The following is a 25,288-nucleotide window of genomic DNA, read 5'->3' as shown; positions in this document are numbered from 1 at the left end:
GTTATTCGAAGTGAAGCGGGTCCGGGCCGACCCGGCCTTGAGGATCATCCATAGCGGCGAGCACGGCCATGTCCTCATCATCCAGCCGCAACCCCAGCGCGCCGAGGTTCGCCCGGAGGCGTTCGGGGCTGGCGGATTTCGGGATGGCGCTGAACCCCTGGGCGATGTGCCAGGCGATGATCACTTGCGCGGCGCCGGCGCGGTGCTTCTCCGCCAGATGGAGAATGCGCGGCTCCCGCAGCAGGTTGCCCTGCCCGAGCGGACTCCAGCTTTGTGTGACGATGCCCTTGGCGCGGTGATATTCGGCGAGCGCGCGCTGCTGGAAACCGGGATGGAGCTCGATCTGGTTTACCGCGGGGATCACGCCGGTCTCCCGCTCGATCCGCTCGAGATGATCGATGTTGAAATTCGACACTCCGATCGAGCGGAGCAGGCCCTCGTCTCGCATCTCGAGCAGCGTCGCCCAGGTTTCGACGAAGCGGTTGGCGCGCGGCGCCGGCCAATGGATGAGGTAAAGATCGATCGAGCCCACACCGAGCCGATCCAGGCTTTCCCGGACTGCGCGCCGGGTCTGGTCGGCACCATGATCGCTATTCCAAACCTTTGTTGTGATCCAGACGCCCTCGGCGCCAAGCACGCCTTCCCCAACCCCGCGCTCGTTGCGATACAGGGCCGCGGTGTCGATCAGCCGATAGCCGGCCTCGATCGCGGTGCGGACCAGAGCGGACGCGTCCTCGTCCGGCAGCTGCCAGGTGCCGAGCCCGAGCAGCGGCATCTCGCGCCCGTCGTTCAGGCGCACGGTCGCGCTCACAACTTGACCAGCATCTTGCCCGTATTGCCGCCGGTGAACAGGTCGAGAAACGCCTGGGGCGTGGCCTCCAAGCCTGCCCTCACCGTCTCACGGCTTTTCACCTGACCGGCCGCGATCCAGCCGCCCATTTCGGCGTAGAACTGGCTCATCTCGGACATATAGTCAGTGTAGATGAAGCCCTTGATGCTGATCCGCGCCGAGATCACCCGCATGATGTAGCGGAAGGAGGCCGGCTCTCCACCGTTATAGCTGTCGATCATGCCGCAGATGGCGAAGCGGGCGTTGTTGCGCGCGGTGGCGAACGCGGCGTCGAGATGGTCTCCGCCGACATTGTCGAAGTAGACGTCGATGCCTTTCGGAGCGGCCGCCTGAAGCGCCTTTACGAGCGGCCCGGCCTTGTAGTCGACCGCCGCATCGGCGCCGAGTTCCTTCACCCAGGCGCACTTTTCCGGCCCGCCTGCCGAGCCGATCACCGTCATGCCCTTGACCTTGGCGATCTGCACCACGGCCGAACCGACCGCGCCAGCTGCTGCCGACACGAACACGACGTCGCCCCCCTTCGCGTCGGCGGTGCGGAGTAGACCGAAATAAGCGGTCGCGCCGGTGAGGCCCAGATTGCCGAGCCATTGCTCGTCGCCCACTCCCATCGCCGGCACCTTGTTGAAGGCCCCCGCGGGCGCGACAGCCTCCTCGCGCCAGCCGAGCATGTGAAAGACCGTGTCGCCGGGCTGCAGATCGGGCGCACGGCTCTCGACCACTTTGCCGACCGCCCCACCCTGCAGCGGCGCGCCGACTTGGAAGGGCGGCACATAGCTTTTCACGTCGTTCATGCGCCCGCGCATATAGGGGTCGACAGAGAGCCAGGCGTTGCGAACGCGCACCATGCCGTCTTCGAGGGGCGGCAGATCCGACTCCATCAGCTCGAAATTGCCGATGTGGGGCATGCCGGTCGGGCGGGACTTGAGATGCCAGGCGCGGGTCTTGTTCATGATCTCTCCTCGTCATCCCCGCGAAAGGCGGGAACCAGACAGCTCGAAGGCGCGGAGCCGGACTGGGCTCCCGCCTTTTGCGGCAACGACAAGGAAATGGAAGCTGGCGATATGAAGAAAAGGCCCGGCGGTCTCCCGCCGGGCCTTCCCGCTCCAAGCTGCCGAACAGCTCAGTCCTTCTTCTCCTCGTACGTGCCGGAGAAGCTGCGGTTCAGCACGTGCGGGCCATCGCTGCCCTGGTCCGGCCGCTCGAACAAGGCGCGGTTCTGGTCCTCGTTGGTCCAGGCGTTCATTGCCTCCTGGGCCGACTTGCTGAGCGTCACCCGGTCCTCGACCGTGTCGATCCAGGAGCAGGGAATGCTGTGGTGCATGCCGCCTGCATTCTCGTCATTCTTGGTGAGGATGATACGGTCGCCCGCCACCTTGTCCACCGTGCCGACACGCTGACCATCCGAGCCCAGCACTTCCATCTGCTCGGTCACCCGGCCAACCAGCTGGCGCTGAGACTGCCGCTTCTGCCGCCAGCCTCCGAACTCCTGCTCGAACTTCGACTGATGCTCCTGCCGGTACTCGTGATAATCGCGGTCGAGCTCGTCGATCTGCCGCTGACGCCATTCGGAATAATGGTGATCATGATGGTGCTGCGCGCCCCCCGAACCGAACTGCTGACCGGAGCCGGATTGCTGGCTGCGCTGCTGGCCATATTGCTGGCCGTGATAGTCGGACTGGCCACCTTGCTGTTGCTCGGCCTGGCGGATGATCGCCGCCGAACGCGCCGAGCTGCCACCGCCCATCCCGCCGGATGCGCCGATGCCGCCGCCCGTGCCGTAGCCGGCGTCGACTGGCGAAGACATGGGATGCGCACCCTGCGTGCCGGTGCTGCCTGCATCGATCCGATCGAAACGCCGGCCATTGTCATCGAGCCCGCCAAAGCCCGAGCCGCCCCACGTGTCGGCGGCACCGCCGCCGCCACCGCCGGCCGAAGCCTGGCGATCGCCCGCATAGCCGCCACCGCCGCCCTGGCCGCCAGCGCCTTCGAAGCGCGAGCGGTCCTGCCCACGATCGTGATTCCAGTTGCCGCGGCCCTCATCATGTCCGCGATCGCGCCCGGAGCCGCCCCGATCGTCGTCGCCACCGAGCCAGGAGCGGACCCCCTCGCCGGCACGCTCGAAGAAGCCGCGGTCATCGCTGCCCGGTCCACGGCCTGCATTGTTGCGGTCGCGATCTTCCCAGTCGCCGCGGCTCCGGTTGCTGCCCCAATTGCCAAAGCTGCCGCCTTCCCGTTCGTAGCGGTTGCCCTGCCATCGGTTCTCGTCTTCGCCTCGCCCACGGAAGCGGTCGTCGCGGTCACGTTCGTAGCCCATGAAAATTCTCCTTTTCACACCGGCTCGCTGCAAGAAGACGCGCGGAATTCCCGCGCGCGCGATCCGGAAAGGAAACGAAGAAACGGAGCCGCTCGTTCCGGGGCCGAACCCCCTTTCGTCGCGCGATCCGCGCACACGAGCGGCCAGCCCTGAGAGGCAAAAGCGCGATTGCCTAAGCGGCTGTGCGCGGCTATTGAGCGCCTCGCCCAAAGAGGCGCGGGGCTGTAGCTCAGATGGGAGAGCGCTGCAATCGCACTGCAGAGGTCAGGGGTTCGATTCCCCTCAGCTCCACCAGCCTTCGCCCCTGACGGGGCTTCGGCTGGCAAGCCAGCCTAAGGTGACGCGGATTGATTGATGATCCGCCAATCCCGGCCGCAACTCTGGTCCTGATGCGCCCCGCCGCCGCGGGCCCGCCCGAGCTGCTGATGATCGAGCGCACGGCGAACATGGCGTTCGCGGCCGGCGCCCTGGTGTTTCCGGGGGGCCGGATCGATGCCGACGATTGGCTTGTCGCCGAGAAGATCGGGAACGGCTTGGACCACGCACCCGCCCGAGTGGCAGCCATTCGGGAGACGATCGAGGAAACCGGGTTGTGCCCTGCCCTGTCCGGCCCCATCACGCCCGAGCTTGTCAGCCAGGTTCGCCAGGAGTTGGACGAGGGGGTGCCCTTTTCCGCATTGATCGAAGCCTACCGGCTGCAATTCGATCTGAATGTGCTGACCCCCTTCGCGCGCTGGTGCCCGAACTTCAAGGAAGCGCGCCGCTTCGACACCTTCTTCTTCCTCGCTGAAGCACCGACTGACTGTCAGGAGGCGAGCGCCGCCCCGGCGGAGGCCGTTCGCACGCTCTGGGCGGGCGCTGCGGACGTGCTGGACGAGATATCCGCAGGCAGGGCCCGCGCGATCTTCCCCACCCGGCGCAACCTCGAACGGCTCGCCCGCTTCGGTTCGCTGGATGAGGCGAGCGCGGATGCCATTCGTCATCCCGTGCGCAAGGTGGTGCCCTGGATTGAGGAACGCGAGGGAAGCCGCTGGTTGTGCATCCCGGAGGACCTCGGTTATCCAATTACCGCCGAGCCGCTGGAAACGGCCAGGCGCTTCTGATCCCGCTAGAGTGCACCAACGGCTACCCCGCTTTCTTGAGGCCCTTCGGCGAGTCCCTGAAGCGCCGACGCCGGAAATCTAGGACTGAGGGCGTCTCCCAGGCGAAGGCGGCGAAGCTGCGCAAACCTCGTCCGGGATAGGCGATCAGCAGGTCGGAGCGCGGCTCCGCCACCAGTTCGACACTGCCTTCGACCAGCCAGGCTGAACCGGCTTCGATCTTCTTGCCGTCAAGCCGTCCGCCGCGGCCGACGCCGACCAGCCAGAGCGGCTTGCCCGGACGGACCTGCAGCATCCCCGCGCCGGGGCCGCGCCAGCGCTCGAGCACGAAAGCGGGTCCATCGGCCAGGATTTCCCGCCCCGGCGTCAGCACATAGGGCTGGAGCGGCTGAGTGTAGGGGCCGGGCTGCGCCACCGCCAGGGCGGCGTCGAGCTGCAGCGCGCGCGCGCGGCCGAAATCGTAGAGCCGGAAGGTCACGTCCACATTCTGCTGGACCTCGATCAGGCTCAGCCCCGCGCCGATCGAGTGGACCGTTCCGGCAGGAGAATAGAAGCTGTCACCGGCAGCGACCGGGTGCCAATCGACCAGCCGCTCGATCGAGCCGTCCGTCGCCGCTTCCCTGAGACTTTGCGCGTCCGTCTCATCGCGCAGGCCGATCCCGATCTTCGCCTCGGGTTCCGCATCCAGCACCAGCCAGGCTTCGTCCTTGCCGCTCGGGTAACCCAGCGGGTCGGCCGCGGCGGCGTCCGGATGAACCTGGATGGAGAGCGGCTGCGAGGTGAACAGATATTTGACGAGGAGTTCGGGCCGGCCTCCGCGCGGATCCTCGAACCAGACCTCGCCGACCGGTTCCCCATCGGGCGTCGCGGAACCGAAGATGGCGGGAATGTCGCGCCGCCCCCACGGCTTCTCGATCCTGCGTGCATTGAGGCGAATGGTGTTCATAGGTCTTTCCGGCTGATCGGCACCGGAAACGACCTCTAGGCAGGCAACCCTAACAACCGGTCAAACGTCAGGCGAAAAGATGCTTCGCGCGTTCAAGATTCTGCTGCTGCTCGGCCTGATCGCCTTTGGGGGCCTGCTGCTCTACGGATATGCGCGCCAGCATCCGGAGGACATGCCCTGGACCAGGCTCGATCTCGCCCAGCCGATCGGCGCCTTTACCGGGCGCAAGCTCGCTGCGCTGAACGGCGAAGGGCCGCAGTGCCGGGCCTTGCTGCGCCGGGCCGGCGTGAGGTTCGTCGCCCTGCCGGCGCGTGCGGACGGGGCTCAATGCGGCTATCGGAACGCCGTGCGCCTGCGGGCCGGCGGCGCCCTCGACGTGGCATATGCGCCGGCGGATCTCGGCACCAGCTGCCCGGTCGCGGCGGCGCTCGCTTTGTGGGAGTGGCACGTCGTCCAGCCGGCCGCGATCCGCCATCTCGGCACTAAGGTCGAGAGAATCGAGCATTGGGGAAGCTACGAGTGCCGACGCATGCGGGGCCGTTCGGACGCTCCGTGGAGCGAACACGCTACCGCCAACGCTCTGGACATCGCAGCCTTTCGGCTGGAGGACGGGCGCCGGATCAGTGTGCTGGGCGACTGGAAGGATCAGGATCACAAGGCCGCGTTCCTCCGCGAGATACGCGACGGCGCCTGTCCGCTCTTCGCGACTGTGCTTTCCCCCGACTACAACGCTGCGCACCGCGACCACTTCCATTTCGACCAGGCCGACCGCGGCGAATGGGGTTGGCGGGCCTGCCGGTGATCAGCCCCGGATCTTGAAGTCGATGCCTTGGGCGAGCGGCAGGTCGCGGCTGTAGTTCACCGTGTTGGTTGCGCGCCGCATATAGGCCCGCCACGCGTCCGAGCCGCTTTCCCGGCCGCCGCCCGTCTCCTTCTCGCCGCCGAACGCGCCGCCGATCTCGGCGCCCGACGGCCCGATATTGACGTTGACGATGCCGCAGTCGGAGCCGGCCGGACCCATGAACAGCTCGGCCTCCCGCAGATCGTTGGTGAAGATGGAGGAGGACAGGCCCTGCGGCGCCGCATTGTGCTCGGCAATCACGGCTCCAAAATCGTCATAGGTAATCACGTACAAGATCGGCGCGAAGGTCTCCCGCATGGTGATGGGGCTCTGCGCCGGCATCTCGACGATTGCGGGGCGCGCGTAAAAGGCGTCCGGGAAGGCTTCCGCGTGCAGGCGCTCGCCTCCACTCCCCTGGCCACCTTCCGCCTGTGCCTGAGCCAGCGCCGCCTGCATCGCGTCGAAGGCGCCTTCGTCGATCAACGGCCCGACCAGGGTTCCAGCATCGAGCGGATTGCCGACGGTGACCGCGGAAAAAGTCGCCTGGAGGCGCGGCACCAGCCGGTGGTAGAGGTCGCGATGCACGAACAAACGGCGCAAGGTCGTGCAGCGTTGCCCGGCCGTCCCGACGGCCGCGAAGGTGATCGCGCGTTCCGCAAGCTCGAGGTCGGCCGTCGGCGCGACGATCATGCCGTTATTGCCCCCCAGCTCCAGCAACGTCCGGCCGAACCGCGCGGATACGCGGGGGGCAACCTCGCGGCCCATGCGCGTCGAGCCGGTCGCGGAGACGAGGAGGACGAGCCGATGGTCGACCAACGCCTCGCCGACCTCGCGGCCGCCCTGGACGACACTCGACAAATCCGCCGGCGCATCGCCGAAGCGCTCTGCCGCGCGCTCGAACAGCGTCTGCACGGCGAGCGCCGTCAGCGGCGTCTTCTCGGACGGCTTCCACACCACCGCATCGCCGCAGACGAAGGCGAGACACGCATTCCAGGCCCACACCGCGACCGGGAAGTTGAACGCGGAGATGATGCCGACCACGCCCAGCGGGTGCCAGGTCTCCATCATGCGATGGCCTGGCCGCTCGGTGGCGATCGTCAGGCCGTAAAGCTGGCGCGACAGCCCCACCGCGAAGTCGCAAATGTCGATCATCTCCTGGACCTCGCCGAGCCCCTCCTGGAGTATCTTGCCGGCCTCGAGGCTCACCAGCGCGCCGAGCGCCTGCTTGTTTTCGCGCAGAACCTCGCCGAAAAGCCGGACCAGCTCGCCGCGGCGGGGCGGCGGCACGATCCGCCAGGCGAGAAATGCTTGCTGCGCTCGCTCGGCGGCGGCCGCTACCTCGTCGCGGGAGGCGGAACGCACCGCCCCGATCGCCCGGCCGTCAACGGGGGAGTGGCTGACGAGATCGCCTTGCGGGGCGGCCACGCCGAGCCGATCCAGCAGGGCAGCGGCTTCGGCGGGGGAACTGAAGTTCTGATTCATGGCGCCCCTATGGTTCACTCCTGAGCCCCGCGAAAGCGGGTCTTCGGCACGATCCCCGGGATCAGAAGAGGTCGCGCGCGGCGCTGAGTCGCTCCACACCCTCGGCGATGGTCCCGGGCTGCTTGGCGAAGCAGAGGCGAACGACGTTCGACGACGCCTCCGTGTCGTAAAAGGCCGAGACCGGAATCGCGGCGACGCCCGCCTCACGGACGGCTCGTTCGCAGAAGGTCACGTCCTGGGCTTCTATCCCCGATGCGGCGAGGTCCAGGCAGACGAAATAAGTGCCCTCGGCGGCAAGCGTCGCCCAGCCGCCGGCGCGTAGGGCGCCTACCATCGCGTCCCGGGCATGCTCGAACGCGCTTCGCATCGCCAGGTAGTAATCGCTGGCCTTGCCGAGCCCATAGGCGACGGCCCCCTGAAGATTGGGCGGGGTCGCGAACGTGACATATTGGTGCGCCTTGGCGATGGGCGAGGCGAGCTGCGCGGGCGCCAGGATCCAGCCCACCTTCCAGCCGGTCAGCGAGAAAATCTTGCCGGCTGACCCGACCTTGACCGTGCGCTCGGCCATGCCGGGCAGCGTGGACAAGGGGCGATGCGCGCGGCCCCCGAACACGACATGCTCCCAAACCTCGTCGCTAAGGGCAATCAGGTCGTGGCGCACGCACGCCTGCGCCACCAGCGCGAGTTCGGCATCGTCGAACATGCGCGCGGTTGGATTGTGGGGATTGTTGAAGATCAGGAGCCGCGTCTTCGGCCCGATCGCACGATCGAGCGCCTCGGCCGTGATGCGCCAGTCCGGCGGCGTCAGGGTGACCAGCCGGGGCATCCCGCCCGCCCGGCGCACCATCGGCAGGTAGGCGTCGTAGAGCGGCTGAAAGAGCACGACCTCCTCACCCGGAGAGACCAGCGCAAGGATCGCCGCCGCGAGCGCCTCTGTCGCGCCGGACGTGATGGTGATGTCATCGACGGCGCAGGCCACGCCTTGGTGCTGGCGATAGTGTTCCGCCAGGGCTTCTCTCAACACCGGCAGCCCCCGCATCGGCGGATATTGGTTCGGACCCTCGCGCAGCAGCGCCGCCGCACGTTCAACCACGTCCTCAGGCCAGCCGAAATCCGGAAAGCCCTGCCCTAGATTGACGGCGTCATGCTCCGCCGCAAGCTGCGACGTGTGCGCGAAGATCGACGTCGGCAGCGTGGCGAAGAGCGGGTTCATAGCCGCTCGATCAAGGTGCGAGCCGCGAGCGGATTGCGTTCCTTCGCGCCCGAGATGAAGAAGATGTATGCTTCGCGCGGACCACCTGGCGCGCGATCGGCGAGGTACGGCAAGTCGGGTGGGCTCTCGCCCCTTGCCCAGATCTTGGCCGTTTCCGCCCAGCGATCGAGTTCCTCGTCAGAGTAGCCGTTGGGCAGCTCGGCCCGTGAGCGCTGGAGCCGGGCATAAACGATGCCCCCGCTCCCGTCCGCGATCAGCGGGTAGTCGGCGCTGTCGGCGAACACGATGCCGACGTCGGCGCCGCGCGCCATTTCGACGAACTCCGGCGTCTTAAAACTGTCGTGGCGCGGCTCGACCACGTGCCGGAGCGGTACGCCGTCCTGGGCCCGCGGCAGGAGCTCGAGAAAGCCCCGGAAGTCGTCGGGCTCGAACTTCTTGGTTCCCATGAATTGCCACAGGATCGGGCCGAGCTTGTCGCCCAGCGCGGTCAGCCCCTGCGCGCAGAAGCGGGCAATCCCTTCTTCGCCTTCACACAGCACCCTGCGGTTCGTGCAGAAACGCGAGGCCTTGACGGCGAATTTGAAGCCGTCCGGGACGGACTTGGCCCAGCGCTCGAAAGTCTCCGGCTTCTGCAGCTTGTAGTGCGTCGCGTTGATCTCGGTGGCGGTCAGAACTTGCCCGGCATGCTCGAGCTGGCGGGCCTTGGGCAGGCCAGGCGGGTAGAAGGTTCCGCGCCAGGGCTCATAGTCCCAGCCGCCGACGCCGACATGGATCGATCCCGCGACCATGGCCGAACGCCTAGGCCGCGCACCCGCGCCCAGCAATCGGAAAAGGCCATTGCGCGGCCGATCTGTGGCTTGCGAATCACAGTCGCCAAATCTCGACTCCCGTGGTGGAGAAAACCGAGTCACGGATCGTTACGGCCAGAACACAACAGGGAGTAAGGTCGATGTTCACGTCATCCGCGTCCGCCAGCAGCACTCTCTTCCCGCACGAAGTCGCCTCCCGTGGCTACCATGCCGTGTATCGGCCCAACCAGGTCAATCATTGCCCCGGCTGCGGCCGCACGCATTGGTATGTCGGCCGGCAGCTTGCCGAATGCGGCTTCTGCTCCACGGCGCTTCCGCTCGTGGACGCGATCAGCGGCGGAGGCAGTCACAGCCGAAACCGCAAAGCCGCCTACGCCTTCGCGGCGTAAGATCGCATTAAACGGCGTAGCTCAGCCGATCCGGTAGAAGTCGGCGAGCCGATCGAGCGCAAGGCCGAGCACGAGCTTACCGGCCCGCGCCGGCCAGCCGAGCGCTTGCTCGGCTTCGCGCATCCCTTCGCCTGCGCAGACGACCCGCCAGAGGATGTCGCTCATCCCCGGCCCGACTGCCGCGACCGCGTTCTCGAAGCGGTCCTTTGCAGCGAGTTGGCTCTGCGTCGGGTCGAGCAGACGCGGGGTCGCCTGCCGGGAGCTGCCGAGCGGCGAAGCGTCCCACCGCATCGTAACCGATGGGCTGAGTTGCGCGCGTTCCCAATCCTCCCGCAAACGGTCGCCGGCATCGAACTGCCGCTGGGTGACAAGGCCGCGCGACTTGAGCCAGCCCAACGGCGACTCAACCATGTTGACGGTGACTGAGCGGGGCGTCCGCGCGCCCTTTGCCAGCCCTGAGCGCATCTGTCCGTCGCGCGGCAGCGGCCGCTCGACCAGCAGTCTGTTGGGTTCCTTGCGCGTCATCTCTCCCCCGCTCGATTCGCTTTGCACTTGCCATTCAGGGCAGGCTGTAGGAAAGGAAATAACCGATCAGGTTCAGGGAGACTCGGATGATCACGCGTATTCGCGAGGTGCGCCGCGCCAAGAAGCTGACCCTGCAGGACGTCGCGGACCGCTGCGATCCGCCCACCACGCCGCAGACGATCGGACGGCTTGAGACCGGCACGCGCACCGTATCGGTGGGCTGGCTCAATCGCATCGCCAGGGCGCTCGGGGTGGAGGCGGCCGATCTCGTCCAGTTGCCCGATCGCGAAGACGTGCCGATCGCGGCCATCCTCGACCATGACGGCGCTCATGCCCCGCGCCGGCCCGGCGTGGTCGTTACGCCCAAGCCGGAGCCGGGACTGGTCGCGATCAATGTCGCTTCCGGCATCGGCGATTATCGCAGCGGCGACGAGATCTGGCTCACCCGGCTCGGACCGGACCAGTTCGGACGCGCGATGAACCGCGACGTGCTGCTCCCACGCCCGGCCGGGCGCTTCCTGTTCGGCCGGCTGATCGGACGCGAGGAGGGCAAGCTGCACGTCCTCCCGCTCGGCAGCGGGCAGCGCCAGCTCGTCGTAGCGGACCCTGCGTGGGCGGCCGTGGCAGTCCGATTGATCCGCAGCCTCTAGGGCAGCAGCACGGGCAGCAGGATCAACCCGATCCCGGCGACGCTCAGAAGAAAGATCAAGGTTCGCACCTTGGGGACGCCCAGCGCGTACACCGGCAAATAAAGAATCCTCATCGCGAGCCAGAGGATCGCCCCGGCCGCCGTCCAGCCATCGGTGCGCCCCGTGATGGACACAAGCAGGATGGCGGCCGCTGCGATCGGGAACGTCTCGAAGAAGTTGACCTGCGCGCGGGCAAGGCGCCCGACGATCGGCTCGGGCGGCGGCAGCTCCTCGTCCCGCGCACCCATGTTCCACCGAGTGCCATATTGGCGCGTCTTGACCCGAACAGCGGCGAAGATGTGAACGATCGCCAGGATGCAGCCCCAGGCGAGCACCGTCAGTTCGGTTGTCATCGTAGTGCTATCCCCCGTCCGGCTCGCCCGTTCCGGGCACCAACTGCCGCCTCCTCCGTTGCATCTGGCGCCACAACCGTTCGGAGGCCAGGCTTGTTCTTCTTCTTTTCCAACCGCCTGGGCTGCGTCGGCTCGATCGCGCTATCCGCGGCAATCACGCTCCTCATCCTATTCCTGCTCGGATGGCTCTGAGGGATTGGTGGGCGCTGACGGGCTCGAACCGCCGACCCTCTCGGTGTAAACGAGATGCTCTACCAACTGAGCTAAGCGCCCGATGAGTCCCGGCCCGCTTGCCACCTGCGCCCTCGCCGAGCAAGCTCAGAAGATGATCGGCGAAATCCGTTGTGCGGCCCGTAGATAGGCGTCCAGAGCGGCCGCGATCTCGTCGGCCAACTCGATGTAGATGCGACGCCCGTCCTGCGGGTCCGCGGTTCGGACGAATATCCCCTGCTCGGACAATACCTTGATCCAGCGAAGCGCCGTCGTGGGCGGCACCGCCGCCGCCATGCACAGGCTCGACACGGGAACGCGTTGCCCTTCCAGCCGCGCCGCCATCAGGTCCAGCAGCATGTCCCAGGCGGGATCGGCGAACAAGTCCGCACCGAGGAACTGGTCACGCAATCGCCGCGCCCGGATGATCGCCCGTACGCGAGCGGCGTCAATCGGCCGCTCCTGGCCGATCTCGCGCTGCGCCTCGGACTCCGAGAGCGAAGCCAGCGCGCTCGCGATCCGGCTCGCCTCCTCGCTAAGCTGCTGAAGCCTTGACGCACCCCTGCCGCTGTCGTGCAGCCGCTCCGGCTCGCGCTTGATCGCCCATGCGACAGCTTCGGCGCGCTCGCCGTCGCTCGGGTTCGACACGTGCAGCACCGCCGGCCCCCATGCCCGGCTCGCAGCCAGGTCGATCAGTTCCAGAGGAGCCTCGATCACGCACCGGGTGCGCGCGCCGGTCTGACGGACGATGCGGTCCAAGAGCAGCTCCGCGCCGCCCTCATCGGCAGCGTCGATGCTCAGGAAGACGGCATCGAAGCCCGGAAGCTCGTCCGAGCCATCGGTCCAGCCGCTCAGTGGAAGCGGAACAACCCGACATGAAGCCAGTTCGGCAGCGGCCTCCACTGAGTTTCGGGTTTGGGGGCTGTCGGCCAGAAGCAATAAACGCGCGGCGCGGGCATAGTCGACCATAGCCAGCTCATCATGCGCCAGATTGCCCCTCATACCAAGCCGATCGCCCGCCCCGATTGCTCCCGCGGAAAGCTTGCCGCCCTAACGGCGTGAGCGCTGGGCGAAATAGTCCAGAACGGACAATTCTCTGACGACGCCCTTCCCCGGCAAGAGCCGGAGATTGTTACAATTTTCTTACGGACGTGGTTTTCCAGGGACTGCTCGGCGCGGCAGGTGCTGATCCGTCCCGCGTGGGATGTGCGTTGTGGCCCGAATGCCGCCGCCAAAAGGGCCAATCGTTCAGTCCAAATCGGATATAATCTAATCCGCCTTGAACGAGGCCCTACGCGGCTTCGCACTCGCCGCAGCGGCCGCGCACTTCGATCACCGGACGATCGGGCGCGAAGCCGGCCTGTCGCGCCGCGGCCCTGACCCCGCCCGCCAGGGTGTCGTCGTCGAGATGGGTGGTCTGCCCGCACTGATCGCAGATCAGGAAGATGCAGTCGTGGAGGCAATCGGGATGGTCGTTAGCGACATAAGCGTTGGCGCTCTCGACCCGGCGGGCGAGGTTCGCCCCGACGAACAGGTCCAGAATCCGGTAGACGCTGTTCGCGGCAACGCGGCGCCCCTGCGCCTGCGAGACCTTCTCGGCGATGTCATATGCCGAAGCAGGCTGGCTGAAGCTTGCCAGCGCATCGAACACGGCGGCGCGCATCGTCGTCCACTGCTCGCCTGCTTTTTCCATGCCCGCCTTGGCGGCAACGGTCAGCGCCTCGCCCTCGTGATTGTGATGAACATGGCCCATGGCCACCAAATTAGGCGCTGAACGGCATGTTAACAAGGCAGTCGGGCGCGGCGGCGCCTTAGACCACCGCGCGCCGATTGAGATCGTGGCCGAGCGCTAGGATCGCAACGCCAACAATCGTGTAAACAACCTCGCCGCTGTCGTGCGGCAAAGTCAGTGCGCCGGCCATCACGCCCAGACCCAGCCCGCCGATCGCAGCCGGCATCATGAACCCATGTTCAACAATCCCGCGTCCGAGCGCCACCATGCCGAGCACGATCGCAAGCACCAGCCCGATCGCATGGATGCGGTGATCGACCAGAATGCCGCCCGCGGACGCGAGCACCGCCAGCATGATCGCGCTGGTCAGGCAATGCACGACGCACAGGCCGGAAAGGGCAATGCCCACCCGGTCGATCGTACCCACCCTGACTGCGCCCGCGAACATAGACCCCCTATATGAAGCGATCCGGGAAGTTACAACATCACATAGCCCAAAAAGTTGCGATTGGATTTCTGGCGTCCTGGTTCCATATCGCCGCCGTGATGGCTTCTCAGGCACAACGCACTCCCGCGGCGCCTTCCGCGCTGCTGCCCCGACCGGCCGCGATCGCGAACTGGCTGCTGCTCATGGCGGCGCTGGTGTTCCTGATGGTCGTGGTGGGCGGGATCACCCGACTCACGGAATCCGGCCTGTCGATGGTTCGATGGGAGCCCATTTCCGGCGCCATCCCCCCGCTCAACGAGCAGGACTGGCAGGCTGAGTTCGAGGCTTATCGGGCGAGCCCCGAATACAGACAAGTCAATGCGGGCATGTCGCTCGCCCAGTTCAAGGAGATCTTCTTCTGGGAATATCTCCACCGGCTGCTGGGCCGCGGCATCGGCCTCGCCTTTGCCATCCCGCTCGCCTGGTTCGCTCTGAAACGCGCCATCCCGGCCGGCTATGGCTGGCGGCTCAGCGTCCTGCTGCTGCTCGGCGGCCTTCAGGGAGCAATCGGATGGTGGATGGTCGCCTCCGGGCTCGTCGATCGCCCGGAGGTTAGCCACATCCGCTTGGCCGTGCATCTGATGTTGGCGCTGTTGATCTTCGCTCTTCTGATCTGGACCGCGCTCGACTTGCTGAGGCTGGAGCGCAACGCCGATGCGCGTCCGGTCAAGCTGCCGGTCGCCGCGGCATGGCTGCTCTCGCTGCTCGGCCTCCAAATCATGTTCGGCGCCTATGTCGCCGGTCTTGACGCCGGCTATGCCTTCAACAGCTGGCCCAAGATGGGCGAGGAATGGTTTCCCTCGGCAACCCCGATGCTCCAGCCATTGCTGGTGAACCTTGCCGACAACCCGATCGTGGTGCAGTTCATCCATCGCTGGCTTGCCTTGCTGGTTGCCGCGGCCTGTTTCGTGCTGGCCCGGATCGCATGGGGAGGCGGCGTGCGCGCCCCGGCCCTGCTGATGATCGGCGCCGTGATCGTGCAAATCGTGCTTGGCATAGCCACCCTGCTGACCGGCGTTGAACTCGCGGTCGCCGTCGCTCACCAGGGAATGGCGGCTCTGCTTATCGCGACGGTGATCGCAACCGCTCATCCCCTCGGCGCCAAGCGCCCCGCATGAGCGGGATCGCCAGCGTTTACGCCACCTTTCCCGACATGGAGGAAGCGGAGCGGATCGGCCGCATACTGGTCGAAGGGCGCCTCGCAGCCTGCGTCAACATCCTCGGGCCCTGCCGCTCGATCTACCATTGGGAAGGAGCGATCGAGCAGGCGACCGAGGTGGCGGCCTTGTTCAAGACGTCGACGGCCCAAGCGGAGCGGCTGATCGAGCGTTTGAGCGAACTTCACAGCTATGACGTGCCTGCCGCCGTCGCTTGGCCGATCGAGCGGACGTTTCCGGCTTTCGAACAGTGGGTGAAGACCGAGACGGAGAACAACCCACGTGAGGTAATATAGTACCGCTCGTTAAACCAGCCGAAATCTTGACTTTCCCGGAAGCGAATGTCATTTGCCCGTCAGCAGCGCCGCCCCGTCATCGGGCGGCGCAGTTCATTTCACAAGAGGTCGAGAGCCCCATGAAGGCGCTGATGAAGACCACCAAGTCGGCCAAGCCGCACGAGGTGGAGAAGAAATGGCATCTGATCGATGCCGACGGACTGGTGGTCGGGCGCGTCGCCACCATCATCGCCAACATCCTGCGCGGCAAGCACAAGCCGAGCTTCACCCCGCATGTCGACTGCGGCGACCATGTCGTGGTGATCAACGCCGAGAAGATCCGCTTCACCGGTAAGAAGCTGCAGCAGCAGACCTATTACAAGCACACCGGCTATGCGGGCGGCCTCAAGGAAGTCACCGCCGACAAGGTGCTGGCCGGCCGCTTCCCCGAGCGCGTTCTCGAAAAGGCGGTGGAGCGCATGATCCCCCGCGGTCCGCTCGGCCGCGACCAGATGCGCGCGCTGCACCTTTATGCTGGCGCCGAGCATCCGCATGGCGGCCAGAGTCCCGAACTTCTCGACGTCGCGGCCATGAACCGCAAGAACAAGGTGGGCGCGTAATGTCCGACAATCGCCAGTCCCTTTCCGATCTCGCCGCGCTGACTCAGGCTCCGGCGGCGGCACCCACGCCGGCTTCCGATGCGCCGGATTCCGATGCACCGGCGCCCGCTGCGGCCGGGCCTATCCCCGGCTCCGAGGATGACGGCCGGTCGACCCAAGGTCCCCAGATGCAGGCGGTGCTGCGCGAGCAGCAGCTCGACAAGCAGGGCCGCGCCTATGCCACCGGCCGCCGCAAGGACGCGGTCGCCCGTGTCTGGCTGAAGCCCGGCACCGGCAAGATCACGGTCAATGGGCGCGACCAGGAAGTCTATTTCGCCCGGCCGACGCTGCGCCTGATCATCAACCAAGTGTTCGACGTGGCCGAACGCCGCGGTCAATATGACGTGGTTGCGACGGTCAGCGGTGGCGGCCTCAGCGGCCAGGCGGGCGCGGTCCGCCACGGCATCAGCCAGGCGCTCGCCCGTTACGAGCCGGCGCTGCGCACCGCCGTAAAGCGCGAGGGCTTCCTGACCCGCGACCCGCGCGTGGTCGAGCGCAAGAAGTATGGCCGCGCCAAGGCCCGCCGCAGCTTCCAATTCTCCAAGCGCTAAAGAGATCAGCCGAAAGTGGTACTTTCGGCTGGATCACGGAACGAGAGGCCCCGGAGAGATCCGGGGCCTTTTCTTTGTGCCCCCCGCACCGCTAGGCCCGGAGGCTCGCCGGGAGAGCAAAGAGGGCCGTGCGCGATCTCAGATCACGCCGTTTCGGCTCGCGAGATCAGCCTAATGGGCAGCGCGAGTTCTCGATCCGAGCACCGAGCGTACAACGTGTCATCGGAGTTCCCGCTGAGCGGCGCCGTGCACGCGTACAGGTCGTACCTTCGAATATCACGCCTGCTTGCCCCTTCGCACTTCAGGCGGCGCTGGCCTTCCCTGCGCGCGGTCCAGGGTGGGCGGGCTCCTGACGGGGCTTTCCCATCATCCGGTGCTCGACATGCAGCGTCAGGTCCGCATCGATCCTGAGCTCGTTGAAGGACGGCGGCGTGGCGCGGACCCGCTCCGACAAGGTGCCCGCGCCAATGGTGCGGATCGTCCGTCCGGCGATCAGATGCTCGAGATCGAATGGATCGTGGACGTGCCCGGACAAGGTCGCATGGGCGCCCGCCTCGGCCAGCGCCTGCAGCGCGTCGTCGCCCCGCAAGGTCCGGCCCTGCGACTCCAATCCTTCCTTGTCGACCAGCGGGTGGTGGCATGCGATGATCTTGAGCTTGTCCGTCGGCGCTTCGCTCAAGCTTTGCAGCGCGCGCCTGAGGCTGCCGCGGCTGACCACGCCCCACGACCAATTGTGCCGCCATTGAAATCGGGCGGTGGTTTTGAGCGGCACGATGGTGACGTGCTCCAGGTCCAGCGGACGTTCGATCAGGCGTTCGACCCGGCCGAACCGCCGGTAAGGACGAAAGAAGCGGTCGACCGGATTGTAGTAAGGCAGGTCATGGTTTCCGGGCTCCACCGTCACGGGCACCGGCATCGCTTCTAGATAAGCCGCGGCTGCTTCGAATTCCTGGCTGCGCGCGCGCATGGTGAGATCGCCGGTGCAGATTACCGCATCGGGCATCTCGGCGCGCACGGTGTCCGCGAACCACTGCACCGCTTGGCGGTCCTCGCGGCCGAAATGCAGATCGGAGACATGGAAAAGTCGGGTCATGGGACCGTTCAACAATCGGCGCGGCACTTGGTTCGGCGCGCGTATCAGCTCTGCCGCAGATCCTTCAGATATTCGCGAATCCTGCGCGCGTTGGTCCCGACATCGCTGCCGCCGATTCGGGAGATCGAGCGCATGTCGACCAGCGTTCGCCCCTTCCTCTCCGGATCGGGCCGGGCGCGGATCACCACATCATCCTTGAAGCGGAAGAAGAGTGTCGTATCGGTCGCCTCCAGCGTTCCCCGCGCCGGATCGAAATGGACGATCTCCCAGCCATTCTTCTCGGCCACCGTCTGGGCGCGCCCGATCGTCTCGCGCACGCTCCAGGGTACGCTGATCGGCTCCAAGTCGCCATAGGCCTCGCGGTGCAGCGCCTTCCAGCGCTCCTCCGGCTCCATCGCTGCCAGCGCGGGCCTCCCTTCGACCGGAACATTCTCGAGATTGTCGGCCCTGACGGGAAGCGCACGAAATTCGGGCAGATCCTCCAGATCGGTGCTGATGTCGTGGATCGCAGGCAGGGTCCGCGCCGTGACATATTGCTTGCCCACATAGCCGGCGAAGCCGAACCCGAAGAGCAGTGCGAGCACAATCGCCCAACGCCGCCGCGGACGCGGCCGATCGCGCATCAGCAGGATCGCCGCGACCGCAAGCACGCCCCCGGCGATGGCGATGAAGAAGGAATAGCGCAGGACCGCGAAGCCGACCCGGAAATGCCACGCCTCCTGCGCGCTTCCGACAGCGCCGATCAGAGCTGCAAGAACCGCGCCGACGCTGAGCGCCAGTGCCAGCCAAGCAAGCCGCCCTGCCCACGCTCCCTCCGCCGGCAATACCCGCGCCATTCGCTTCTCCACTTCTGCCCTTCGTCTTTGCTGAGAAGCGATGGCGGGAGCAAGCCCGATTGACCGGCCCGGCTCGCTTGTGGCAAGCGCAAGGAAGGGCGCGGGTGTAGCTCAATGGCAGAGCAGAAGCTTCCCAAGCTTACGACGAGGGTTCGATTCCCTTCACCCGCTCTCCTGTTACCATGCGGGTCCGCCCACTGATCGGCCTACGCTCGCTTGGCCGTAAGACCGGTTTTCCTTTGGCGGTGCTCGCTTTCGCACTCAGAAGTTAGAATGCGCTAGGTGACTACGCTTTTGCGGATACGCCGATGCCATAATAGGCAACCATCTTCATACGCCACATCACCGAGTAGGCACCGCTCGCGGCCGTTTTGTGACAAATAGAGGCGCACTTTCTCGGGCTTGTGGACGTATTCGTGTCCTCGGACCCTAGCGCTGCCGATGCTCGCCCGCGCGCCGACCGCCGATGGCCTAGACGCCGCCCTGGATCACATCGAGCCCCTGCGCCTCCAGACGAGCGACCAGATCGTCGACGCAGGCATCGAGCACGGGCTGATCCGTGCTGCGAACGACGAAATTGGCGCCGACCCGCCCTTCCCGGAAGAACGGATAGCTGCCGATCTGGACGCCCTCATGCGCCCGCTCCGCGTCGCGAAGCAATTCGGCGACCTCGCTTTCCGGCACCCAGCCGCCTACTGTCCGCGAGACCAGCGGCTTGCCGCCCTCGATCGTGCCGGAAAGCGCGTCCAGCATGAGCGCCGCGATGTGAGGCACCCCGGCGAGGATGAAGATGTTGCCGTGCCGGATCCCGGGCGCCCCAGACATCTTGTTCTCGATCAGGCTTGCCCCCGCCGGCACACGGGCCATGCGGAGGCGCGCCTCGGTGATCCCGCCGCGCGTTTCATAATAGCGCTCCAGCGCCGCCCGCGCCCTCGGGTGCACCTCCACGTCAACGTTGGTGGCGGCCGCAATCGCGTCGACGGTGATGTCGTCATGGGTCGGCCCGATGCCACCGGTGGTGAACAGATAATCGTTCTCGGAACGAAGCGCGTTCACCGCGGCGACGATGCGCTCGTGCACGTCTGCGACGACCCGAACTTCGGCAAGGCGGATGCCCTGGATGTTGAGCCAGGTGGCGATCGGCGCGACATTGCGGTCCTGGATGCGCCCGGACAGGATCTCGTCGCCGATCACCAGCAGGCCAGCCGTCCAGATCCGTTCGGCCGTCCAGATCCGTTCGTCAGTCATGATCGCGGCTCTACCCAGTCTCCTTCGGCGCGTCATTCTGAACTTCAGTCAGCTTCTGCGTCAGGTCCGGCGACGGGTTGTGAAGAAGCCTGAGTACCGCGGCGTTGTTGGCGTGGATCGACCTCGCTATATCGCCCAGCCATGACCGAGTATCAGACGATTTCCCGCTATGATGCGACCGCGCCCGCTCATCGAAGCGGCTCGATCAAGCTGCACGGGCCGGCGGGCTTTGCCGGCATGCGCGCAGCGGGGCGACTGGCGGCCGAGATCATGGATGCGCTCGTGCCTCATGTCGTGCCCGGGGTGACGACCCAGGAGTTGGACGACCTCGTCTTCAAGCTGATGAGCGATGCCGGGGCGCACCCGGCGACGCTCGGCTATCGCGGCTACATGAAGAGCAGCTGCACTTCTATCAATCATGTCGTCTGCCACGGAATACCCGGCCCCAAGCCGCTCAAGGATGGCGATATCGTCAACATCGACGTAACTCCGGTGCTGAATGGCTGGCACGGCGACACGAGCCGCATGTATCTGGTCGGCGATGTCCCTGTGAAGGCGCGGCGACTGGTCGACGTCACCTATGAATGCCTGATGCTGGGCCTCGAGCAGGCCAAGCCGGGCAATATGCTCGGCGACATCAGCCACGCGATCCAGAGCCACGCCGAACGGAATCGTTATAGCGTCGTTCGCGACTTCTGCGGCCATGGCCTGGGTCAGCTGTTCCACGATGCGCCCGAGGTGGTACACGCCGGCAAGCCCGGCACCGGACCCGAGCTTCGGCCCGGAATGTTCTTCACGGTGGAGCCGATGATCAACATCGGCAAGGCTACCTGCAAGGTGCTGGAGGACGGCTGGACCGCCGTCACCCGCGACCGCTCGCTCTCAGCTCAATTCGAGCATTCGATCGGCATCACGGACACCGGGTGCGAGATCTTCACGCTTAGTCCAAAAGGCTGGCACAAGCCGCCCTATCTGCCGGCAGCCTAAAGCAAGGTCACCTGCACCCGATTACCGCGATCGCTGGTGACGCCACGGGCTTGGCCGCGCCGGAAAGGCGTTCGATACGGCCAGCATTCGCGGGTGCGCGCCTGACCACCCCATTCGAAGCAAAGCCGCTCGTTCGCGGTCCACCAGCGGCCCGCCACTTCGTTCTTTCCGAACAGCGCTCGGACGCGGCCACGCGGTTCGAAGCGCAAGGTGGACGCCTGGCCGTTGTTGGTGACAAGTCGGGCGCTGCGGCCGATCAGCTCCGTGCCCGGAGCCGGACCGCCGCCACGCGGCAGCATCGCGCATCCACCAAGCCCGCATAGCGCGATCCCGAGCAACAGCTTGCGCATGTTCGTCTCCTTCAGGGCATTTCTTAGCAGAAGCGTGAGGACGCCGAAACGTTGCCGCGCTTGCCTGCTCCGACCTGCTCCTTATGTTTGAGCTTCTCAACGGAGGTTCCGGGTGAAAAAGATCGAAGCCGTGATCAAGCCGTTCAAGCTGGATGAGGTCAAGGAAGCGCTGCATGACATCGGGGTGTCTGGAATGACGGTTACCGAGGTCAAGGGCTTTGGCCGCCAGAAGGGGCATACCGAGCTTTATCGCGGCGCCGAATATGTCGTCGATTTCCTCCCCAAGGTGAAGCTGGAGTTGGTTGTTGAAGACAGCCTGGCCCCTCGTGCGGTCGAGGCGATCGCCAACGCCGCCCGCACCGGCCGCATCGGTGACGGCAAAATCTTCGTCTACCCTGTCGAGGATGCGATCCGCATCCGCACTGGCGAACAGGGCTCGGACGCGCTGTAAGCCCGCCGATCGCGCCGATTAGCTTGGGCCGCCGCCGGGCGGATGGGCGTTGCTGTCGTTGCCGCCGCTACCTTTGCCGTGGCCGCCTCCGCTCTTCTTGTTGTCGTCGACCGACTTGCCGCCGCGGCCATGCACCGGTCCGCCTCGCGTTCCGTCCGAACTGTCGCGCCTCGATCCGCTCATTGCTTCATCTCCAAAGTTCGATTGCTCCCAACGCGGCGAACCGTCGGTTGCTCCCGGCAGGGGCGAATAGCGGACATTGGCATCGCCCGCCGACTTCTGGTTAAGGCAGGTTGGTGGACGATCTGAAAGCCTCGATGTCCCCGGATGAACTGCGAGCGGCGATGCGTACGCTTGGCTACCGAACCCAGAACGACCTTGCCTTCGCGATCGGGGTGAGCCGGTCGGCCGTGAGCTTGTGGCTGGAAGGCAAGGTGGGCGTGCCGCGGCCGGTTGCGATGCTGCTGCGCATGCTGATTTCGGCCCAGCGCCGCGCATTCTGAAAATCAGCCCACGTGAAATGTTCACCCACGGCGCGCGGGCTCTGGACGGCCTGCGCCTAAGCCGCCGATGACGCTGTCCAACACCTGATCAAAGGATTCGAACAGTGGCGAACGACGCGAACACCATCCTCGACATGATCAAGGAACAGGAGATCGAGTGGGTCGACCTTCGATTTACCGATCCCAAGGGCAAGTGGCAGCATCTGTCGATGGTGGCCGGCCTGATCGACGAGGACCAGCTGACCGACGGCTTCATGTTCGATGGCTCGTCCATCGAAGGCTGGAAGGCGATCAACGAATCGGACATGATCCTGCGGCCCGATCTCGACGCGGTTTATGTCGATCCGTTCAGCGCGACGCCGATGCTGATCCTGTTCTGCGACATTGTCGATCCGGCCTCCGGCGAACTCTACGCCCGTGATCCGCGCTCCACCGCGAAGCGGGCCGAGGCTTATGTCAAGAACACCGGCATCGGCGACACCATCTATGTCGGCCCCGAAGCCGAGTTCTTCATGTTCGACGACGTGCGCTTCGAGGACGGCTACAACACCTCTTATTTCCGCATCGACGATATCGAGCTGCCGACCAACACCGGCCGGCAGTACGAAAACGGCAATCTCGGCCACCGGCCGCGCGCCAAGGGCGGCTACTTTCCAGTCGCGCCGGTCGACAGCGCAGTCGACATACGCGGCGAGATGGTCTCGACCATGATCGAGATGGGTCTGCCGATGGACAAGCACCATCACGAGGTCGCCGCCGGCCAGCACGAGCTCGGCCTCACCTACGGGACGCTGACCCAGACCGCCGACCGGATGCAGATCTACAAGTACGTCGTGCACATGGTCGCCCACGCCTACGGCAAGACGGCGACCTTCATGCCCAAGCCGATCAAGTCCGACAACGGATCGGGCATGCACACCCACCTGTCGATCTGGAACGGCGGCAAGCCGCTTTTCGCAGGCAACGGCTATGCGGGCCTCAGCGAGACCGCCCTGTTCTTCATCGGCGGCATCATCCACCATGCCAAGGCGGTGAACGCCTTCACCAACCCCACCACCAACAGCTACAAGCGCCTCGTGCCGGGCTTCGAAGCGCCGGTGCTGCTCGCTTATTCCAGCCGCAACCGCTCCGCTTCCTGCCGCATCCCATATGGCGCGGGCGAGAAGGCCAAGCGGGTCGAGTGCCGCTTCCCCGACGCGCTCGCCAATCCGTACCTGGCCTATTCGGCGCTGGTGATGGCGGGGTTGGACGGCATCCAGAACCGCATCCATCCCGGCGAGGCGATGGACAAGAACCTCTACGACCTGCCGCCCGCCGAGCTGGTCAACGTACCGACGGTGGCGGGCTCACTGCGCGAGGCGCTGATCGCGCTACAGAACGATCGCGCCTTTCTCACAAGGGGTGACGTGTTCTCCGACGACCAGATCGACGCCTATATCGAGCTCAAGTGGGAAGAGCAGATGCGCTGGGAGACGACGCCCAGCCCGGTCGAATACGATATGTACTACAGCTCCTGAGTAAGCGGACTTCAGCTCAAGCCGGTTGCGGCGCAGCCGGCTTGCGCCCCCATGGCGCTCTCACCCGCTCGCGGCGACCGACAAGCACGTCGAACCCGATCTGCACGCCAAGCAGCATGTAGATGACAGGCTGCCAGGCGATGCCGACGAACACCGCCCCGACCAGGTAGACGAGCTGCGCGTGCTGGAGCGCGGTGGCGAGCGGGGATATCCACGCCTCCTCGCCTTCCGCGTGGCGGAACCGCCGGCGGAGCACTTCCATGCGGGTCAGGCCGATCACGTGGATCAGCAGGAACAGGATGAGCCCGGGGAAGCCCTGTTCGCCGAGCATCTCGAAATAGCTCGAATGGTAGGCGCGAGCCTTGTCCTCGACTACGTCCGTCCGGACTACCTCGACGGAGCCGGTGGTCTGCGTCGAGACCAGGTCCATCCGCAGCTTGTTCTGCTTGTAGGCTTCAAAGCCGCCCCCGAGCGGCCTTCCCTGGGCATAGTCCCAGGTCCACTTCCACACGGCGATGCGTGTAGAAGCTGAGCTATCCGCCTTGTAGGTCTGGATCGTGTTCATCCGGTCGGTGAAGCGCTCGGGCAACATCGGCACGGCGATCGCCAGCCCGATCGCAACCACTGCCATGTAGCCGAACCGGTTCTTAGCATCCCGAAGCATCAGGATGCCGAGTGCGGCGATGCAGATCAGCCCGGTCCGCGCCGATGTGCCGACCGGTATCAGGAGGCAGGCGAAGACCAGATTGTAGGCGAACAGGCGGACGCGCCAGTCGCGCGGGAAGATCGTGCCGAACCGCGCCAGCCACAGGATCACAGGAATCAGCGCAATCGATACCGTGGAGATGATGCTGCCTTCATACAGCCCGCTATTGTTGTCGACCATCAGGTTGAGCGCGCCGTAACCGCCGCCGGAGACGGCCGTCTTGATCCCGCCGACAATGATGATCGCCGCGGCCGAAAGCGTGATGAACAGCAGATAAGCCTCGATCCGCAGCTTCGTCCGGAGGGTGAGCGGAAGGAAGATCGCCCAGACCATCGCCTTCCACACCCAGTCCCACTTCCCCATCGCATCGAGGTGGAAGTCGGCATACCAGGTGGTGGCGCCGGCGTGGAGCAGAAGCAGGATCATCAGCCCCTGGCGGAAGGTGAACTTCAGCCCCTTTTTGTGGTCGGCGAGGAGCCAGCCGACGATCGCCAGCCCCGCCATGATCATCGAGACCGGGACCGCGTTCAGCAGATAGTAGCTGAGCCGCTGCGGCGCGACGATGTCGACATAGGCGTAAGCCAGCACGAGCAGGAACGGGCGCTTCAGCCCGAGCCCGATCAGCGCAAGCAGGAAACCGATGAACGCGAGGTCGCGCATCTAGTCCGGCTTCGCCTGTTTCAGGCCGAAACCGCGCTCCGGCTTGGGCGCTGGAGCTGGTTCCGCCGCAGAGGAGTCGTCGAGATCGGGGCGGGACAGCAGCCGCCAAGCGGTGAGGAGCAGCAGCCCGTGAGTCAGCCCAAGCGCAAAATTGTCGATCATGCGTCCGAAGCTCCCGCGCGCCCGAGCAGCCGACGACGATGCGCAGCCGGCGCTTCCCAGGCGCAACTGCGGGAACGAAGCAATCCGGAGCCAGTCACCTCACCGGATTGCTTCGCTACGCTCGCAATGACGTTACTGGTCACGCAGAGGCGCTTGTACAGCGGGCCGGTTGACGGGGCGTTAAGGCTGCCGT

31 protein-coding genes and 3 tRNA genes are annotated in these 25,288 nt (G+C 65.8%); 14 read left to right on the top strand and 20 right to left on the bottom strand.

The genetic code is table 11. The features are described from left to right. Window position 1: 1 nt before the first annotated feature. The 3 genes from VF631_RS05810 to VF631_RS05800 form a co-directional block, all read right to left on the bottom strand. Window positions 2–811: an aldo/keto reductase gene (locus VF631_RS05810; RefSeq protein ID WP_431849333.1), complete on the bottom strand. Its 810-nt coding sequence runs from the start codon at window positions 809–811 to the stop codon at window positions 2–4. After that, window positions 808–1,800: an NADP-dependent oxidoreductase gene (locus VF631_RS05805; RefSeq protein ID WP_431849332.1), complete on the bottom strand. Its 993-nt coding sequence runs from the start codon at window positions 1,798–1,800 to the stop codon at window positions 808–810. Before VF631_RS05805 ends, VF631_RS05810 begins: the two co-directional genes overlap by 4 nt. Window positions 1,801–1,970: 170 nt before the next feature. Further along, window positions 1,971–3,164 carry a DUF2171 domain-containing protein gene (locus VF631_RS05800; protein WP_431849331.1) on the bottom strand — a complete coding sequence of 398 codons (1,194 nt, stop codon included), beginning with the start codon at window positions 3,162–3,164 and terminating at the stop codon, window positions 1,971–1,973. Window positions 3,165–3,382: 218 nt separating this feature from the next. Here VF631_RS05800 and VF631_RS05795 point away from each other — a divergent pair. Next, window positions 3,383–3,458, top strand: a tRNA-Ala gene (locus tag VF631_RS05795). A gap of 53 nt (window positions 3,459–3,511) precedes the next feature. Then, the gene (locus VF631_RS05790; RefSeq protein ID WP_431849330.1) at window positions 3,512–4,267 is read left to right on the top strand and encodes an NUDIX hydrolase; all 756 of its coding nucleotides are present in this window, start codon (window positions 3,512–3,514) and stop codon (window positions 4,265–4,267) included. A gap of 22 nt (window positions 4,268–4,289) precedes the next feature. On the opposite strand, the gene VF631_RS05785 is transcribed toward VF631_RS05790, so the two are convergent. Further along, the gene (locus VF631_RS05785) at window positions 4,290–5,210 is read right to left on the bottom strand and encodes a class I mannose-6-phosphate isomerase (protein ID WP_431849329.1); all 921 of its coding nucleotides are present in this window, start codon (window positions 5,208–5,210) and stop codon (window positions 4,290–4,292) included. A 79-nt stretch (window positions 5,211–5,289) separates the two neighbouring features. Between VF631_RS05785 and VF631_RS05780 the strand changes: the two genes are divergently transcribed. Beyond that, complete coding sequence (locus VF631_RS05780; protein WP_431849328.1) at window positions 5,290–6,012, top strand: extensin family protein; 723 nt, start codon at window positions 5,290–5,292, stop codon at window positions 6,010–6,012. On the opposite strand, the gene amaB is transcribed toward VF631_RS05780, so the two are convergent. From amaB to VF631_RS05765, 3 genes are all read right to left on the bottom strand, one after another. Further along, the gene (gene amaB, locus VF631_RS05775; RefSeq protein WP_431849327.1) at window positions 6,013–7,533 is read right to left on the bottom strand and encodes an L-piperidine-6-carboxylate dehydrogenase; all 1,521 of its coding nucleotides are present in this window, start codon (window positions 7,531–7,533) and stop codon (window positions 6,013–6,015) included. Window positions 7,534–7,594: 61 nt separating this feature from the next. Beyond that, the gene (locus tag VF631_RS05770; RefSeq protein WP_431849326.1) at window positions 7,595–8,746 is read right to left on the bottom strand and encodes an aminotransferase; all 1,152 of its coding nucleotides are present in this window, start codon (window positions 8,744–8,746) and stop codon (window positions 7,595–7,597) included. Beyond that, window positions 8,743–9,534, bottom strand: coding sequence for a DUF72 domain-containing protein (locus VF631_RS05765; protein WP_431849325.1), 792 nt, complete (start codon window positions 9,532–9,534; stop codon window positions 8,743–8,745). Before VF631_RS05765 ends, VF631_RS05770 begins: the two co-directional genes overlap by 4 nt. 161 nt (window positions 9,535–9,695) lie before the next feature. On the opposite strand from VF631_RS05765, the gene VF631_RS05760 reads away from it, so the two are divergent. Then, window positions 9,696–9,944 (top strand): hypothetical protein, encoded by a 249-nt coding sequence (locus tag VF631_RS05760; RefSeq protein ID WP_431849324.1) that lies wholly within the window; start codon window positions 9,696–9,698, stop codon window positions 9,942–9,944. A 21-nt stretch (window positions 9,945–9,965) separates the two neighbouring features. Here the strand turns inward: VF631_RS05760 and VF631_RS05755 are convergent, their stop codons facing one another. Next, window positions 9,966–10,469, bottom strand: coding sequence for a DUF6456 domain-containing protein (locus VF631_RS05755; RefSeq protein ID WP_431849323.1), 504 nt, complete (start codon window positions 10,467–10,469; stop codon window positions 9,966–9,968). A gap of 86 nt (window positions 10,470–10,555) precedes the next feature. On the opposite strand from VF631_RS05755, the gene VF631_RS05750 reads away from it, so the two are divergent. Next, window positions 10,556–11,119 carry a helix-turn-helix domain-containing protein gene (locus tag VF631_RS05750; protein ID WP_431849322.1) on the top strand — a complete coding sequence of 188 codons (564 nt, stop codon included), beginning with the start codon at window positions 10,556–10,558 and terminating at the stop codon, window positions 11,117–11,119. Here the strand turns inward: VF631_RS05750 and VF631_RS05745 are convergent. The 5 genes from VF631_RS05745 to VF631_RS05725 all read right to left on the bottom strand — a co-directional run bounded on the left by VF631_RS05745 (window position 11,116) and on the right by VF631_RS05725 (window position 13,901). Next, complete coding sequence (locus VF631_RS05745; protein WP_431849321.1) at window positions 11,116–11,511, bottom strand: MAPEG family protein; 396 nt, start codon at window positions 11,509–11,511, stop codon at window positions 11,116–11,118. The genes VF631_RS05750 and VF631_RS05745 overlap by 4 nt on opposite strands. A gap of 197 nt (window positions 11,512–11,708) precedes the next feature. Continuing rightward, window positions 11,709–11,784 (bottom strand) — tRNA-Val (locus VF631_RS05740). Window positions 11,785–11,829: 45 nt separating this feature from the next. Next, window positions 11,830–12,624, bottom strand: a complete 795-nt coding sequence (locus VF631_RS05735; protein WP_431849320.1) for a hypothetical protein — start codon at window positions 12,622–12,624, stop codon at window positions 11,830–11,832. A 388-nt stretch (window positions 12,625–13,012) separates the two neighbouring features. Next, window positions 13,013–13,474, bottom strand: a complete 462-nt coding sequence (locus VF631_RS05730; protein ID WP_431849319.1) for a Fur family transcriptional regulator — start codon at window positions 13,472–13,474, stop codon at window positions 13,013–13,015. Window positions 13,475–13,532: 58 nt separating this feature from the next. Then, a complete protein-coding gene (locus VF631_RS05725) occupies window positions 13,533–13,901 on the bottom strand; it encodes a MerC domain-containing protein (protein WP_431849318.1) in 369 nt (122 codons plus the stop codon). A gap of 98 nt (window positions 13,902–13,999) precedes the next feature. Here VF631_RS05725 and VF631_RS05720 point away from each other — a divergent pair, with 98 nt between their 5' ends. The 4 genes from VF631_RS05720 (at window position 14,000) to rpsI (ending at window position 16,582) form a co-directional block, all read left to right on the top strand. Then, window positions 14,000–15,058, top strand: a complete 1,059-nt coding sequence (locus VF631_RS05720) for a COX15/CtaA family protein (protein WP_431849317.1) — start codon at window positions 14,000–14,002, stop codon at window positions 15,056–15,058. Beyond that, entirely contained in the window at window positions 15,055–15,393 is a 339-nt protein-coding gene (cutA, locus tag VF631_RS05715; protein WP_431849315.1) for a divalent-cation tolerance protein CutA, read from the top strand. The genes VF631_RS05720 and cutA overlap by 4 nt, the downstream gene beginning before the upstream one ends. Window positions 15,394–15,512: 119 nt before the next feature. Then, window positions 15,513–15,992 (top strand): 50S ribosomal protein L13, encoded by a 480-nt coding sequence (rplM, locus tag VF631_RS05710; protein WP_431849314.1) that lies wholly within the window; start codon window positions 15,513–15,515, stop codon window positions 15,990–15,992. Continuing rightward, window positions 15,992–16,582, top strand: a complete 591-nt coding sequence (gene rpsI / locus VF631_RS05705; RefSeq protein WP_431849313.1) for a 30S ribosomal protein S9 — start codon at window positions 15,992–15,994, stop codon at window positions 16,580–16,582. The genes rplM and rpsI overlap by 1 nt, the downstream gene beginning before the upstream one ends. A gap of 301 nt (window positions 16,583–16,883) precedes the next feature. On the opposite strand, the gene VF631_RS05700 is transcribed toward rpsI, so the two are convergent. Beyond that, on the bottom strand, window positions 16,884–17,675 hold the full coding sequence (locus tag VF631_RS05700) for a metallophosphoesterase family protein (protein ID WP_431849312.1): 792 nt from the start codon (window positions 17,673–17,675) through the stop codon (window positions 16,884–16,886). 44 nt (window positions 17,676–17,719) lie between these two features. Beyond that, window positions 17,720–18,511, bottom strand: coding sequence for a DUF1499 domain-containing protein (locus VF631_RS05695; protein WP_431849311.1), 792 nt, complete (start codon window positions 18,509–18,511; stop codon window positions 17,720–17,722). Window positions 18,512–18,611: 100 nt separating this feature from the next. Here VF631_RS05695 and VF631_RS05690 point away from each other — a divergent pair. Beyond that, window positions 18,612–18,682: transfer RNA gene (locus VF631_RS05690), tRNA-Gly, on the top strand. 300 nt (window positions 18,683–18,982) lie between these two features. Here VF631_RS05690 and VF631_RS05685 read toward each other — a convergent pair. After that, window positions 18,983–19,759 carry a competence/damage-inducible protein A gene (locus VF631_RS05685; RefSeq protein WP_431849310.1) on the bottom strand — a complete coding sequence of 259 codons (777 nt, stop codon included), beginning with the start codon at window positions 19,757–19,759 and terminating at the stop codon, window positions 18,983–18,985. A gap of 141 nt (window positions 19,760–19,900) precedes the next feature. On the opposite strand from VF631_RS05685, the gene map reads away from it, so the two are divergent. Next, window positions 19,901–20,746, top strand: coding sequence for a type I methionyl aminopeptidase (gene map, locus VF631_RS05680; protein WP_431849309.1), 846 nt, complete (start codon window positions 19,901–19,903; stop codon window positions 20,744–20,746). On the opposite strand, the gene VF631_RS05675 is transcribed toward map, so the two are convergent. Then, complete coding sequence (locus tag VF631_RS05675; protein WP_431849308.1) at window positions 20,743–21,096, bottom strand: hypothetical protein; 354 nt, start codon at window positions 21,094–21,096, stop codon at window positions 20,743–20,745. The two genes, map and VF631_RS05675, sit on opposite strands and share 4 nt — an antisense overlap. A gap of 112 nt (window positions 21,097–21,208) precedes the next feature. Here VF631_RS05675 and VF631_RS05670 point away from each other — a divergent pair, with 112 nt between their 5' ends. Next, entirely contained in the window at window positions 21,209–21,547 is a 339-nt protein-coding gene (locus VF631_RS05670; RefSeq protein WP_431849307.1) for a P-II family nitrogen regulator, read from the top strand. Between the two features lie 18 nt (window positions 21,548–21,565). Here the strand turns inward: VF631_RS05670 and VF631_RS05665 are convergent, their stop codons facing one another. Beyond that, the gene (locus VF631_RS05665) at window positions 21,566–21,730 is read right to left on the bottom strand and encodes a hypothetical protein (RefSeq protein ID WP_431849306.1); all 165 of its coding nucleotides are present in this window, start codon (window positions 21,728–21,730) and stop codon (window positions 21,566–21,568) included. Window positions 21,731–21,843: 113 nt separating this feature from the next. Here VF631_RS05665 and VF631_RS05660 point away from each other — a divergent pair, with 113 nt between their 5' ends. Both VF631_RS05660 and glnA read left to right on the top strand, forming a co-directional pair. After that, a complete protein-coding gene (locus VF631_RS05660; RefSeq protein WP_431849305.1) occupies window positions 21,844–22,050 on the top strand; it encodes a helix-turn-helix domain-containing protein in 207 nt (68 codons plus the stop codon). 134 nt (window positions 22,051–22,184) lie between these two features. Continuing rightward, window positions 22,185–23,567 carry a type I glutamate--ammonia ligase gene (glnA, locus tag VF631_RS05655; RefSeq protein WP_431849385.1) on the top strand — a complete coding sequence of 461 codons (1,383 nt, stop codon included), beginning with the start codon at window positions 22,185–22,187 and terminating at the stop codon, window positions 23,565–23,567. Window positions 23,568–23,583: 16 nt separating this feature from the next. Here the strand turns inward: glnA and VF631_RS05650 are convergent, their stop codons facing one another. Together VF631_RS05650 and VF631_RS05645 are read right to left on the bottom strand one after the other, a co-directional pair. Continuing rightward, window positions 23,584–24,933 (bottom strand): putative O-glycosylation ligase, exosortase A system-associated, encoded by a 1,350-nt coding sequence (locus VF631_RS05650; RefSeq protein WP_431849304.1) that lies wholly within the window; start codon window positions 24,931–24,933, stop codon window positions 23,584–23,586. Further along, window positions 24,934–25,095 (bottom strand): hypothetical protein, encoded by a 162-nt coding sequence (locus VF631_RS05645; RefSeq protein WP_431849303.1) that lies wholly within the window; start codon window positions 25,093–25,095, stop codon window positions 24,934–24,936. Window positions 25,096–25,288 lie beyond the last annotated feature (193 nt).

This window comes from Allosphingosinicella sp., assembly GCF_036387615.1.
Classification (GTDB): Bacteria; Pseudomonadota; Alphaproteobacteria; order Sphingomonadales; family Sphingomonadaceae; genus Allosphingosinicella.
This window is presented reverse-complemented; position numbering and strand designations above follow the sequence as displayed.

Excerpts from the sequence above, each read along its gene's own strand:
- VF631_RS05730 (WP_431849319.1), bottom strand. The coding sequence starts at position 13,474 with ATGGGCCATGTTCATCACAATCACGAGGGCGAGGCGCTGACCGTTGCC.
- amaB (WP_431849327.1), bottom strand. The coding sequence starts at position 7,533 with ATGAATCAGAACTTCAGTTCCCCCGCCGAAGCCGCTGCCCTGCTGGAT.
- VF631_RS05805 (WP_431849332.1), bottom strand. The coding sequence starts at position 1,800 with ATGAACAAGACCCGCGCCTGGCATCTCAAGTCCCGCCCGACCGGCATG.
- VF631_RS05720 (WP_431849317.1), top strand. The coding sequence starts at position 14,000 with ATGGCTTCTCAGGCACAACGCACTCCCGCGGCGCCTTCCGCGCTGCTG.
- VF631_RS05645 (WP_431849303.1), bottom strand. The coding sequence starts at position 25,095 with ATGATCGACAATTTTGCGCTTGGGCTGACTCACGGGCTGCTGCTCCTC.
- VF631_RS05785 (WP_431849329.1), bottom strand. The coding sequence starts at position 5,210 with ATGAACACCATTCGCCTCAATGCACGCAGGATCGAGAAGCCGTGGGGG.
- map (WP_431849309.1), top strand. The coding sequence starts at position 19,901 with ATGACCGAGTATCAGACGATTTCCCGCTATGATGCGACCGCGCCCGCT.
- VF631_RS05685 (WP_431849310.1), bottom strand. The coding sequence starts at position 19,759 with ATGACTGACGAACGGATCTGGACGGCCGAACGGATCTGGACGGCTGGC.
- VF631_RS05765 (WP_431849325.1), bottom strand. The coding sequence starts at position 9,534 with ATGGTCGCGGGATCGATCCATGTCGGCGTCGGCGGCTGGGACTATGAG.
- VF631_RS05745 (WP_431849321.1), bottom strand. The coding sequence starts at position 11,511 with ATGACAACCGAACTGACGGTGCTCGCCTGGGGCTGCATCCTGGCGATC.
- VF631_RS05780 (WP_431849328.1), top strand. The coding sequence starts at position 5,290 with ATGCTTCGCGCGTTCAAGATTCTGCTGCTGCTCGGCCTGATCGCCTTT.
- VF631_RS05665 (WP_431849306.1), bottom strand. The coding sequence starts at position 21,730 with ATGAGCGGATCGAGGCGCGACAGTTCGGACGGAACGCGAGGCGGACCG.
- VF631_RS05725 (WP_431849318.1), bottom strand. The coding sequence starts at position 13,901 with ATGTTCGCGGGCGCAGTCAGGGTGGGTACGATCGACCGGGTGGGCATT.
- VF631_RS05770 (WP_431849326.1), bottom strand. The coding sequence starts at position 8,746 with ATGAACCCGCTCTTCGCCACGCTGCCGACGTCGATCTTCGCGCACACG.
- VF631_RS05695 (WP_431849311.1), bottom strand. The coding sequence starts at position 18,511 with ATGGCGCGGGTATTGCCGGCGGAGGGAGCGTGGGCAGGGCGGCTTGCT.
- cutA (WP_431849315.1), top strand. The coding sequence starts at position 15,055 with ATGAGCGGGATCGCCAGCGTTTACGCCACCTTTCCCGACATGGAGGAA.
- VF631_RS05760 (WP_431849324.1), top strand. The coding sequence starts at position 9,696 with ATGTTCACGTCATCCGCGTCCGCCAGCAGCACTCTCTTCCCGCACGAA.
- rplM (WP_431849314.1), top strand. The coding sequence starts at position 15,513 with ATGAAGGCGCTGATGAAGACCACCAAGTCGGCCAAGCCGCACGAGGTG.
- VF631_RS05700 (WP_431849312.1), bottom strand. The coding sequence starts at position 17,675 with ATGACCCGACTTTTCCATGTCTCCGATCTGCATTTCGGCCGCGAGGAC.
- VF631_RS05675 (WP_431849308.1), bottom strand. The coding sequence starts at position 21,096 with ATGCGCAAGCTGTTGCTCGGGATCGCGCTATGCGGGCTTGGTGGATGC.
- VF631_RS05800 (WP_431849331.1), bottom strand. The coding sequence starts at position 3,164 with ATGGGCTACGAACGTGACCGCGACGACCGCTTCCGTGGGCGAGGCGAA.
- VF631_RS05750 (WP_431849322.1), top strand. The coding sequence starts at position 10,556 with ATGATCACGCGTATTCGCGAGGTGCGCCGCGCCAAGAAGCTGACCCTG.
- rpsI (WP_431849313.1), top strand. The coding sequence starts at position 15,992 with ATGTCCGACAATCGCCAGTCCCTTTCCGATCTCGCCGCGCTGACTCAG.
- glnA (WP_431849385.1), top strand. The coding sequence starts at position 22,185 with ATGATCAAGGAACAGGAGATCGAGTGGGTCGACCTTCGATTTACCGAT.
- VF631_RS05650 (WP_431849304.1), bottom strand. The coding sequence starts at position 24,933 with ATGCGCGACCTCGCGTTCATCGGTTTCCTGCTTGCGCTGATCGGGCTC.
- VF631_RS05755 (WP_431849323.1), bottom strand. The coding sequence starts at position 10,469 with ATGACGCGCAAGGAACCCAACAGACTGCTGGTCGAGCGGCCGCTGCCG.